General features: G+C 49.7%; 5 protein-coding genes, 1 tRNA gene and 3 rRNA genes. All 9 read right to left on the reverse strand.

All coding sequences use genetic code 11. The features are described from left to right. Nucleotides 1–2: 2 nt before the first annotated feature. Entirely contained in the window at nt 3–902 is a 900-nt protein-coding gene (locus tag SPIRS_RS16245; protein ID WP_013255778.1) for a carbohydrate ABC transporter permease, read from the reverse strand. 70 nt (nt 903–972) lie between these two features. Continuing rightward, nucleotides 973–2283: an ABC transporter substrate-binding protein gene (locus SPIRS_RS16250; RefSeq protein WP_013255779.1), complete on the reverse strand. Its 1311-nt coding sequence runs from the start codon at nt 2281–2283 to the stop codon at nt 973–975. A gap of 107 nt (nt 2284–2390) precedes the next feature. Further along, on the reverse strand, nt 2391–3452 hold the full coding sequence (locus SPIRS_RS16255) for an ROK family transcriptional regulator (RefSeq protein ID WP_013255780.1): 1062 nt from the start codon (nt 3450–3452) through the stop codon (nt 2391–2393). A 95-nt stretch (nt 3453–3547) separates the two neighbouring features. Continuing rightward, a 5S ribosomal RNA gene (gene rrf, locus SPIRS_RS16260) occupies nt 3548–3658 on the reverse strand. Nucleotides 3659–3708: 50 nt separating this feature from the next. Further along, nucleotides 3709–6691, reverse strand: a 23S ribosomal RNA gene (locus SPIRS_RS16265). A 106-nt stretch (nt 6692–6797) separates the two neighbouring features. Continuing rightward, nucleotides 6798–6871, reverse strand: a tRNA-Ile gene (locus SPIRS_RS16270). 78 nt (nt 6872–6949) lie between these two features. Beyond that, nucleotides 6950–8490, reverse strand: a 16S ribosomal RNA gene (locus SPIRS_RS16275). The 16S, 23S and 5S rRNA genes sit together here with 1 tRNA gene alongside, the layout of an rRNA operon. Nucleotides 8491–8920: 430 nt before the next feature. Continuing rightward, on the reverse strand, nt 8921–11056 hold the full coding sequence (locus SPIRS_RS16280) for an HAD-IIB family hydrolase (protein ID WP_013255781.1): 2136 nt from the start codon (nt 11054–11056) through the stop codon (nt 8921–8923). A 19-nt stretch (nt 11057–11075) separates the two neighbouring features. After that, a complete protein-coding gene (pgsA, locus tag SPIRS_RS16285) occupies nt 11076–11672 on the reverse strand; it encodes a CDP-diacylglycerol--glycerol-3-phosphate 3-phosphatidyltransferase (RefSeq protein WP_013255782.1) in 597 nt (198 codons plus the stop codon). Nucleotides 11673–11870 lie beyond the last annotated feature (198 nt).

Genomic DNA, 11870 nt, shown 5'->3' on the forward strand with positions numbered 1-11870 from the left:
CTTTAATAAACCGTGACATCCTTCTCTGACGATTTCATCCGAACCAGCGTCAAGCTCATCATGACCAGAAAAAGGAGAACGCTCATCACGCAGGCATGGCTTATCTTTAAATCCCGCATGGCGGTATTGTAGATATTGAGCGTTACGACATCGATAGGTTCTAACGGTGCCCCTCGTTGTGTAAATAGATATTGGGTCGAAAATGACTTCAGAGAATTCAGCATAGTCACGATAGTGACCATCATGGTAGTGGGACGCAGTAGGGGTAATATAATATGGCGGATGGTCTGCATAGCGCTTGCACCGGCAATGGTAGCGGCTTCGAGAATCGATGTTGGTACTTTTGCAATGCCGGTAACATAGATAATGGTGAAATAGCCAATATACTTCCAGATATAAATGGTTATAGTAGAAAATCGTAACATCCCAGTATTGGTAAGCCAGTTATGATCCACCCCCGGCGTTCGGAGAAAAAAATTGACAACACTGTTTCCAATCCCTCGGGGATCGAAGATCAGCATCCAAATCAGGGCAGCAACAACCGAAGAAAGTACAGCAGGAGTATAAAACAACAACTGCAGAATTTTCTGATGCCTCCGCCTTGTGGTGACAATCAAACCGAAAATCAAAGAAAAGAGCGATAAAGGAATAAAGGCCCCCAGAGAAAAAATGGCTGTCGCTTTCATGGAATTCCAGAATCCGGGGGAACTCAGCATGTATGAGTAATTTTTTAGGCCGACAAACTTAGGAGGACGCAGGGAAAGCAGTTTGATATTGAAAAAGGTGTTATAAAAGGCATTCAACATGGGATACAGGGAAAATATGAGAAAAAGCAGCAATGCAGGTGTAACGAAGACATATCCCCAGCGGGCTTTTTTCTTTTCGATACCGATAGATTTCATCACATAGTCCTATAAAATGAAAAGCATTGGAAGGAAGACCTCCAATGCTTTTGTGTATTATTGAAAACCACTATTCCGAATCGATGATGTCCTGTACTTCTTTACGGAATTTACTCAAAACCACGGCAGGATCCTCCCCCAAAACCATGGCGGACTCGACAGCTGCTTTGAATTTGTCATTAATTGCTGCGCTACTTTCGGCATAATATACCAAATGAGCTTTCTGCATATCACGAGCGAAAACATCGGAATAAGGAATGGCCTTGAAGGTATCCGAATTCAGTAAGGAATAGGTGGGCTGAACAAGATTTACACGCGAAAGATACTCTTCGGAATGGGTAAGCATGAAATCGACAAGTCGCCAAGCCCATATCTGGCGGGCAAGGGGAATCTGCCCATTTACCAGATAGTAATGGCAGGCAATTGCTCCGGCCACTTCTTTCTTGGCGTTCTGCCACTGTGGGAAGGGAACAATCATCCAGTCATTGCTCTCAAAGAAGTCGGGATTCGCCGTTTTCATACGTCCCTGCTGGTAGAGCCCGCTGTCACTCATCGCTATTTCATTATCATTGTTATCAAAAACCTTGCGAGCGGCAGTATAGGTCGGCCCGCCCAAATTTTTTCCGGTAGGCCCCCACTCTTTCATGTACCGAAAAAGCTGCAGCCACGCTTCATCTCCTATAATGGCTCTCTTTCCGTCTTCACTGATGAGCCTACCGCCCAGCTGTTCAACCATGGGAAGGAACTGCATGGTATAAGAAGGATAACGAAAATCATATCCCCGACGTGTAATGATTTCACCATTCCGTAAAACCAGTTTTTCAGAAAGAGACATGACATCTTCCCAAGTTTTGGGATAGTCTTTCTCTGGGTCCAGCCCTGCATCTCGAAAAATACTTTTATTGAGATACATACAGAAATTGGTATATTCAAGAGGTAAGCCGTATATTTCTCCGTTAAGCTCAACCGCTTCCAGTGCACCAGGGATGTATCGACTTCTTACACTCTCCAGTGTTTTTTCTCCAATCCATTCGGGATCCAGGGAGGAAGCCCGTCCCTGAACGACAAACTGACGAATAACCGACTGACTCTGATTAAAAATGTCGGGCCCCTGATCCGCCGAAAAAGCAACAGTCAGAATTTCGCGCATCTTGGTTGAAGGATAGGTCTGATAGTCCACACTCACGTTGGTGTGCTGCCTGCAGAACTCTTCAATCAACTCGGCCTCCAAAGCCTTTCTGTTTACATCTTCATGTGTCCAGAGCGTCAAGGTTACAGGATCTGACAGATTCACGGTTGCAGCCTCCTGACTACCTTCGGCAAAGACATACATTCCTGCCAGTAATAAAACAGCCAGGCACAACAAAACAAATCTTTTCATGATCTCCCCCCTTTATGTTTGTTGTAATTTCTACTAACCACTTTATTCGGGGATAGAAAATTCGTCAAGCCTTCTTTTTTCGGCTTTCATGGAAATGGTGTGAAACCTTACTGAGCATCAAAAAAGCTTGCAGAGAGGGGGAAGGTCAAAGAGGAAAAAAGAAAACCGACCGCTGCATATGCAGCTCCGGCGGCAATGTTGTCACTACCGGCATCCAAGCGACTGACGATAACCGGGGAATCCCGATCGGCCCCCTTTCGGCTCATGTGATGAAGGATGGATCTGTCAAGCCGGTCCAAGACCGAAGTGGCATCGCCTCCGAGTACTATTTCATCAACCCCGGAGATATTGGCAGCCAGTGCGAAAGATTGCCCTAAGGTATCGATATAGTGTGCCAGCTTTTCCTCATCATCCAAAACCGGGGGTTTCAATAAATGGGTGATTGTTCGTCCGCGAATCAATTGATTTCCTATAACAAGCCCTGCACCAATTCCAATTTCCTGAACGGCATTTCGGGGATGATATCGGACTTGTACTAAAAGGATATCCTTTTGTTTTCGCCTTCCCGCCTCTCGGAGGACACTGGCCTGAGCATCATTGATCACGGTTATGGGCACCGCAAGCACCTTTTCCAGTGGTTCAGCCACGGGAAGCGGACATTCTATGCCCAGAGCATCGGAAAGAAGGATATGTTTTCTTTCTTCATCCACCACCCCGCTGGCACCAACTCCCAAAGTAAGAAGCCCTTGCCTACCTTCGTATGCCGCCCCGACAGAGCGCTGAAATCGGGATGTTTCCACCGCAAGAGAGTCTATAAGCCGGGGACCATAATCTTGTATGGGAATGGTTCGTTCCCCCATATAGCGGCCGCACAAATCGACTGCTATAAGGTTCATATTAGGGAAGGTAAGCTCCACACCTATGCTGTAGGCATATCCCGGCAAAATACGCAGCAGTACCGAGGGGCGGCCACCGCGAGGACCGGTAGAATCATTTGAAGTTTGTTCTATGATCCCAAGTTCCACCATTTGATCGACCATATAGCCTACGGTGGAACGGTCAAGTCGTAACTCACGGGCAATATCGGCTCGACTTCGATTGGGACGAAGCCAAAGCGATTCGAGTACCTTGATAAAATTATCTCTTCGTAATCTATTTTTCACAATCATCGGTTTGTTAGCATACAAAATTCAACATAACGGATGCAGCTTACTATATCAAGGCGGATAATAGATCAAGGATAGAGGGAAAGGATAAAAAAAACGCCTGGCGACGACCTACTCTCCCACCGTTTGGCAGTACCATCGGCGCAGGAGGGCTTAACTTCCGTGTTCGGAATGGGAACGGGTGGGACCCCTCCGCAATTGTCACCAGGCGAATAAAAACAAAGCTTATTCACAAAGGTGGAAAGGATTACATGATAATATGGTCAAGCCTCACGACGAATTAGTACTGGTAAGCTGAACATGTTACCATGCTTAGACTTCCAGCCTATCAACCAGGTCTTCTCCCTGGTGTCTTTAGTCACCTTAAAGGTGATGGGATGACTCATCTTGAGGTGGGCTTCCCACTTAGATGCTTTCAGCGGTTATCCCTTCCGAACTTGGCTACCCAGCAGATGCCGTTGGCACGACAACTGGTACACCAGAGGTTCGTCCACCCCGGTCCTCTCGTACTAGGAGTAGCTCCCCTCAATCATCCAACGCCCGTAGCAGATAGGGACCGAACTGTCTCGCGACGTTCTGAACCCAGCTCGCGTACCGCTTTAATTGGCGAACAGCCAAACCCTTGGGACCTGCTCCAGCCCCAGGATGCGATGAGCCGACATCGAGGTGCCAAACCCTGCCGTCGATATGAACTCTTGGGCAGGATCAGCCTGTTATCCCCGGAGTACCTTTTATCCGTTAAGTGACGGCGCTTCCACACGCTACCGCCAGATCACTAAGACCTACTTTCGTACCTGCTCGACTTGTTTGTCTCGCAGTCAAGCCACCTTGTGCCTTTACACTCGCGCACTGATTTCCAACCAGTGTGAGGTGACCTTCGCGCGCCTCCGTTACTCTTTGGGAGGCGACCGCCCCAGTCAAACTGCCCACCTGACATTGTCCGTTATCCAGTTTCATGGACACCGTTAGAAACCTAAACTAACAAGGGTGGTATTTCACCAACGGCTCCACACAGCCTAACGACCATGCTTCTCAGCCTCCCACCTATCCTACACATGTTAGTCCAGATTTCAATGCCAAGCTACAGTAAAGGTTCACGGGGTCTTTCCGTCTAACTACGGGTAATCGGCATCTTCACCGATACTTCAATTTCACCGGGTCTCGCGTTGAGACAGCGTTCAAGTCGTTACACCATTCGTGCGGGTCGGAACTTACCCGACAAGGAATTTCGCTACCTTAGGACCGTTATAGTTACGGCCGCCGTTTACTGGGGCTTCAGTTCGCAGCTTCGACTCTAGGTCTAACCACTCCCCTTAACCTTCCAGCACCGGGCAGGTGTCAGTCCGTATACGTCTCTTTACAGATTCGCACAGACCTGTGTTTTTGGTAAACAGTCGCTTGAACCATTTCTCTGCAACCCCCTTCAAACTTTAACATCCAAAAAGGGCCACACTTCTCCCGAAGTTACGTGTGCATTTTGCCGAGTTCCTTAACGCGAGTTCTCCCGAGCGCCTTAGCATTCTCAGCCCGCCTACCTGTGTCGGTTTACGGTACGGTCCCTTCCAACCTAACTTTAGAGATTATTTCTCGTCACCTTGACTCCACGTGCTTCGTTCCGCCGTAGCTTCACTCGCCTTCACGACTCACCTCATGGTGCGGATTTGCCTACACCACTCATCAGCTTATCGCTTGGACCGGGACTACCATCGCCCGGACTCGCTTCGCCTCATGCGTCATCCCATCAAAATTGGAAGAGGTACGGGAATATTAACCCGTTTCCCATCGGCTACGCCTTTCGGCCTCGCCTTAGGGGCCGACTAACCCTTGGGCAGATTACCTTAACCCTGGAAACCTTAGGCTTTCGGCGGAGGGGGATCTCACCCCTCTTTTCGTTACTCATGCCTGCATTCTCACTTCCACTCCCTCCAGCAAACCTCCCGGTTCACCTTCATCGGTATGTGGAACGCTCTCCTACCCACCGTCCAAAGACGATGCCGTAGCTTCGGTACTATGCTTAGCCCCGTTACATTATCAGCGCAAAACGACTCGACCAGTGAGCTATTACGCACTCTTTGAAGGTGTGGCTGCTTCTAAGCCAACCTCCTGGCTGTCTTCGCCGTTTCACTTCCTTTTCCACTTAGCATAGTTTCGGGACCTTAGCTGACGGTCTGGGCTGTTTCCCTTTTGACCACGGACCTTATTACCCGTAGTCTGACTCCTGCATATTAACACGCGGCATTCGGAGTTTATCTGGGGTTGGTACCCGGTGAAGGGCCCTAGCCCAACCAGTGCTCTACCTCCGCGTCTGTCCTTGCAAGGCTAGCCCTAAAGCTATTTCGGAGAGTACCAGCTATCTCCAGGTTTGATTAGCCTTTCACTCCTATCCACAGCTCATCCCTGCCCTTTTCAACGGACTAGGGTTCGGTCCTCCACTCAGTTTTACCTGAGCTTCAACCTGGCCATAGATAGATCACCTGGCTTCGGGTCTACCACATGCAACTAGTCGCCCTATTAAGACTCGGTTTCCCTCCGGCTTCGGGACTCCTATCCCTTAACCTCGCTACATACGGTAACTCGCAGGCTCATTCTACAAAAGGCACGCCGTCACCATCTTTCAATGGCTTCGACCGCTTGTAAGTCCACGGTTTCAGGTTCTATTTCACTCCCCTCCCGGGGTACTTTTCACCTTTCCCTCACGGTACTATTCGCTATCGGTAGCTGTCGTGTATTTAGCCTTGGAGAGTGGTCTCCCCTGCTTCCGACAAGATTCCTCGTGTCCCGTCGTACTCAAGCTCGTCTCCCACGCAGTCAATTCTATTTCGCATACGGGGCTTTCACCCTCTCTGGCTGCCCTTCCAGTAGCATTCCGCTATACAATTGTTTTATCACTGCGCGACCGGTTCTACACCCAGTCCAGAAACCGCTTACAACCCCCATAATGCAACGCTGTAGAACTTACACACTATAGGTTTAGGCTCTTCCCCTTTCGCTCGCCGCTACTTAGGGAATCTCGTTTGATTTCTCTTCCTGCAGGTACTTAGATGGTTCAGTTCCCTGCGTCTCGCTCCATACGGCTATGGATTCACCGTACAGTGACCGTCATCTAAACGGCCGGGTTACCCCATTCGGACATCCCCGGATCAGCAGATGTTTGCTCCTCCCCGGGACTTTTCGCAGCTTACCACGTCCTTCCTCGCCAGACAGCTCCAAGGCATCCACCGTGGACCCTTATTCGCTTGACCATATTATCTTGCAATCCTTCCCTATCAGCTATATGACTCCTCGCCTTATAGCTCCCCTGTTAAAGATCAATGATTACCCAACGTAAAATAGCCGGGTAATCGTATGTGGGCCTGACTAGAGTTGAACTAGTGACCTCACGCTTATCAGGCGTGCGCTCTAACCAACTGAGCTACAGGCCCAATCAGAGAAAAGAGGGAAAGGAAGAAGTACCGACGCGTTAGCTCAAAGGATCAGAATGATCTTATCTTTCTTATCAGAAAGGAGGTGATCCAGCCGCACCTTCCGGTACGGCTACCTTGTTACGACTTCACCCCCCTTACTAGGCATACCTTCGGCACCGTCCTCCGTTACCGGTTAGACTAGCGACTTCGGGTACCCCCAACTCGGGTGGTGTGACGGGCGGTGTGTACAAGGCCCGGGAACGTATTCACCGCGCCATGCTGATGCGCGATTACTAGCGATTCCACCTTCATGGAGTCGGGTTTCAGACTCCAATCTGTACTGAGAACGGCTTTTTGCGATTTGCTTGACCTCGCGGTCTCGCGGCGCTCTGTACCGTTCATTGTAGCACGTGTGTAGCCCAGGACATAAGGGCCATGATGACTTGACGTCGTCCCCACCTTCCTCCGGTTTGTCACCGGCAGTTCCATCTGAGTCCCCAACTTAATGATGGCAACAGATAGCAGGGGTTGCGCTCGTTGCGGGACTTAACCCAACACTTCACAGCACGAGCTGACGACAGCCATGCAGCACCTGTATAGCGGCCCCGAAGGGAAGCGGTATCTCTACCACCGTCCACCATATGTCAAGCCCTGGTAAGGTTTCTCGCGTATCATCGAATTAAACCACATGCTCCACCGCTTGTGCGGGCCCCCGTCAATTCCTTTGAGTTTCACCCTTGCGAGCATACTCCCCAGGCGGTGCACTTATCGCGTTTGCTTCGGCACCGACCCCAACGGGCCGACACCCAGTGCACATCGTTTACGGCGTGGACTACCAGGGTATCTAATCCTGTTCGCTCCCCACGCTTTCGCGCCTCAGCGTCAGTCTATGGCCAGAAGCTCGCCTTCGCCACCGGTGTTCTTCCTAATATCTACAGATTTCACCCCTACACTAGGAATTCCAGCTTCCCCTCCTAGACTCCAGCACGACAGTTTCAAGCGCGTTTCTCCAGTTGAGCTGGAGCCTTTCACACCTGACTTGCCATGCCGCCTACGCGCCCTTTACGCCCAATAATTCCGAACAACGCTCGCCCCTTACGTGTTACCGCGGCTGCTGGCACGTAATTAGCCGGGGCTTTTTCCTCGGTTAACGTCATCACCCATCCATTTCCTGATAGGCTTATTCCTCTCCAAGAAAAGAACTTTACAACCTTTCGGCCTTCTTCGTTCACGCGGCGTCGCTCCGTCAGGCTTTCGCCCATTGCGGAAGATTCTTAGCTGCTGCCTCCCGTAGGAGTCTGGGCCGTGTCTCAGTCCCAGTGTGGCCGTTCACCCTCTCAGGCCGGCTATCCATCGCCGCCTTGGTAGGCCTTTACCCCACCAACTAACATAATGGACCGCAGACTCCTCTTAGGTCGACGCCTAAGCGCCTTTCCTCTATCACCCTTATGGGTAAAAGAGCTTATGCGGTATTACCCCATGTTTCCATGGGCTATCCCCCATCCCAAGACAGATTATCTACGTGTTACTCACCCGTTCGCCGGTCTCAAAAGTCCGAAGACTTTCTACCCCTCGACTTGCATGCTTAAAACGCGCCGCCAGCGTTCGTTCTGAGCCAGGATCAAACTCTCCATTATAGTATGTTCAACATCCGAAGATGTTGACTTCTTACTTATAAAAAGTCCTTATCCCAACCCGTTTTCGCTCGCGTCGGATACTTTTCTTCCCTTCCCTATTTCCTCTGACAAAGATCCTTTCTCACTCATAAAAGTTCCTCACTCTCATGAGCGTGACGCCAGTTGTACCAAATCTCCTCAACCTTGTCAAGCAACCTTTTCAAGTTTCTTGCCGGTCAGGCATTGAACACAAAGGCAATCGCCACCGATGTTTTTCAAACATCGGAAAGTCAGCATATCAGCTCGTGGTTTCAGTGTCAACTGCAACGAAAGTGATTTACTGTCTTCACCGACCTGATGGTCAGCGCCTTTTGTTTCGGCGACGTTGGCAACTATATCTATCTGAGCTATTTATGTCAACCATTCTGTAAAAAGTTCATGAAAAGAAACATTACCGCCCCTCTTTTTCCCGAAAAGAGAAATGCACAAAAGCCCGTTCGAGTTTACTCCGCAAGGAAGTGTCAAATGAAAAATCTCTAATAATGGAAATCATACGATGAAGGGCAAGTTCCGGCCTTTTCGGTAAGGATCCGGCCGCATTACGCATCAGAAGATGGTAGTAGCGCATCTCCCACTCACGAATCACACGGGAAAGATAATGTGGAGCAATCATGGCCTCAGGGAAATTCGCCAAAGAACGCCGGAGTTCATCGTCAAGAAGTAGCGACTTCAGGCTTTTCGCCATGGCACCCACATTTTCTGAGGGAACAACCATACCGTTCACACCGTCATGGATCAACTCGGGAACAGCCCCCTCATTAACGACGACACAGGGAAGGCGGTTCACCAGAGCCTCCAGAATGGAAATTCCCTGCGTTTCGGTCCGAGAAGGAGAGGCAAAGAGCTCACAGGCGCCAAAAACACCCGAAGCAACAAGCTCCTTTCGTTCCATCTTCCCGGTAAAAATGATCGCCTCCGACGAGGGAAGAGAGGCCGCAAGACTCACGAGCTCTTCCCGCTCCGGACCATCACCGATGATGAGCAATCTGGCATCCTGAACAGCAGGGTAGATTCGGTCAAAAGCCTTTATAAGTATCGGTACACTTTTTTCCGTTGCAAGGCGGCCAATATAGAGGATAGTCCTCCCCTTCAAACCGAACCGTTTTTTGAATTCATCGGCCCGGCTGTTATCGAAATCTCTCGGATCTATCCCATTGGAGATGGTTATGACATCACTCTCGCAACCATTCTCCTGCAATAGCCTTGCGGTGACCCGGGAAGGTGCCACCACGAGATCAGAGGCATTATTAAAATAGTTGCAGAACTTCCACACCGTTTTTGCTTCGATCTTTATCAGCCCTTTAAACATATGCTCGTAATAGGCAGGATCGCTGATAAGCGTATGAAAGGAAAACACAACAGGCAGTCCCAGGCGCCTTGCAAAACGAATTCCAAGGAAGGAGACAAGCGTGGGTGTCATAGCGTGTACAATATCGATGTTGCATTTCCGAAGTATTCGATACACGCTGTAGTCGTAGGGCGCCACCCAACGAAAATCTTCATAAAAGTTCGCAGGAATCGACGGAATCAGGTGTACATCCACATTTTCATGTGAATAGTCCGGCCGTTTCCGATGGGCTGGGGCAAAAATCAGCACATAATGCCCCCGCTCCGCAAGGTTCTCGGCAAGTTTCATAATTGAAGTGACTACGCCATTGACCTGAGGTAAAAAAGAATCGGTAAAAATCGCGATACGGAGTTGGTCTCCGCTTACGGGCACACGTTTTCTTCGTCCGCTACCTCGCCCCTCCCGCAAAAGTGCTCCGATGATTTCGGCGAAACCTTCTCCACCCCGTTTCGAAGCCGCCCAGGCGGGTAGATGGCGCATCAGATGGGCAAAATCAGCGATGTTACCGACCCCAAACGAGTGAGGGAAAAAGGCAAACATCGGTTCATCATTTGGAGAATCCCCACAAAATACCGCAGTCTGCTTTAATTCAGCCTCATCGATACCGTATCGGTACTGCATAAAGGCGGTAACCATGGAAAGCTTGTCGTAAGATCCGAACCAGCAATTGACATGAATCGAGCTGATCTTCGCGACCGCCCCAAAACGTTCACAGACCTGTTTTATCTGCTCGGCGGCTTCGAGCCCAAGATCGGGAGGATCTTCCCGAAAATCGATGGCGAGATCGTATTTACGGCAAAATTGATCACGGGCGACCCTACTCCCCGGGACCTCTTTCAGCACGGCTTTCCGCACCTCTGCGAGACGGGATGTCAGGTCTTCATCGGCGATCGAAGGATGGGTATAGGTACGGATGGAACCATCTGTGGTACGATAGTAAACAAAGGCCCCATTTTCGCCGACCACTGCATCTACCGGCCACTGCCGGATAATGAGATCGCACCATCCTGCGGGACGGCCGGTAACAGGAATAACGGAGATACCCGCCCTGGAAAGCCTCCAAATCGCCTCATATGCATCGGCTGTTACACGGCCGTCGGTTGTGACCGTATCGTCTATATCGGTAAAGAGAAATCGCAGTGAAATCGATTCGGTACGAAAAGCTGCAAGGTTTTGCACAAGCCTCCCTTAGCCTTTTTTAGACCTTACTAGTCCCACCGGAACGCTCCAAGATAACGACCGTCCTCACATAGGTAAGAAAGGAAGCCACCGAAGCAAAAGCGGCAATCAAAAAGATAACAAGGCTGATATTACGTAGGGTCGGCAGTGCCCCCGAAGAGGGAGAAAGACGTTCGGTAAAGATGGTCGCCAATCCGATAATTCCCGAAAAAGCGTAAAAGACCGCCTTGATCTTTCCCCATATCGACGCAGCCATCACAAAACCCTTCTTGATCATGTACATGCGGAGAAAGGTGATGGCAAGTTCCCGGTAGATAAGGATGACAAAGATCCATACAGGCATCAAGCCTACTGCAGAAAAACAAATAAAGTAGGTCATCCGACTAAATACATCGGCAAAGGGATCAAGAACCTTTCCTATGTCGGTTACAAGATTTCGGGATCGGGCAATATGTCCGTCGAGCACATCGCTGGCTTCAATGCCGAGAAAAATCACAAGAAGTACAAAAGCCGAAACCATCTCCCATCTCCCCGTCCAGACAGGCAGAAAAAAAACGATAAAATAAAGTGGAGAAAGGATAAGCCGAAAAACGGTCAATTTGTTTGGTAAATTCATACATTGACATTAGTTTTTACAAAACGTTTCGTCAATCCCATGGGGACAACAGTTACAAGTTAATCACTTCCTGCCTAAGGAAACGACGCTCCTCCGGTTTGCGAGAAAAACTGTACAGATGATGGTATCCACTGCGAAGACGCTTTCTAATCCGCGTCCGGATCATTCGCTCTTTCTCTTTCCCAGTGCTGAACACGT

Source organism: Sediminispirochaeta smaragdinae DSM 11293, assembly GCF_000143985.1.
Taxonomy (GTDB): domain Bacteria; phylum Spirochaetota; class Spirochaetia; order DSM-16054; family Sediminispirochaetaceae; genus Sediminispirochaeta; species Sediminispirochaeta smaragdinae.